A 560-nucleotide genomic window follows, 5' to 3' on the forward strand; every position below is an offset into this window, starting at 1 on the left:
GGGCGGCGGCCGCGCCGATGACGGCGGGCTGGGCGATCGCGGCCGCGGAGCTGCACGCCGCAGCCGGGCGGCCGGCGGCGGCGCTGGCGGAATGGCGCACCGCCGCCATCCTGGCGCCTGGCAGCCTGGACGTGCAGGCGGCCCTCGGCCTGGCGCTGGCCGATGCCGGGCGGGGGGCGGAGGCGGAGCCGGTGCTGCGGGCCGCCATCGCCGGCCGGCCGAACGACATCGACCTGCGCAACCGGCTGGCCACGGTGCTGTGGAAGCTGCACCGCCTGGGCGCGATGCGGGACGTGCTGGACGGCGCCATCGCCGATTTCGGCCCGCAGCCGATCCTGCTGCTGAACCTTGCTCTGGCGCTCTGCGCCAGCGGCGAGCAGGAGGCGGCGCTGGCGGCGGTGGAGGCGGCGGCGGCGCATCCCGCCTGGGCGCTGCAGGCGGCGGTCACCCGCATGACGGTGCTGCCCTACCATCCCGGGCGCGGGGATGCGGCAGGGCTGCTGGCCGGCGGCCGGGCGGTGGCGGCGCGGCTTGGGCCGTCCCCGCCGGCGCCGGCGCGG

Annotated in this window: 1 protein-coding gene; it reads left to right on the forward strand. The window is 80.0% G+C overall.

What is annotated here, in order from left to right; all coding sequences use genetic code 11:
• Positions 1 to 560, forward strand: a 560-nt coding sequence (locus E2C05_RS33810; RefSeq protein WP_338045242.1) for a tetratricopeptide repeat protein, incomplete at both ends; no start/stop codon positions are given.

Origin of the sequence: Paracraurococcus ruber (genome assembly GCF_004353985.1) — a bacterium.
In the GTDB taxonomy this organism is placed as follows: domain Bacteria; phylum Pseudomonadota; class Alphaproteobacteria; order Acetobacterales; family Acetobacteraceae; genus Paracraurococcus; species Paracraurococcus ruber.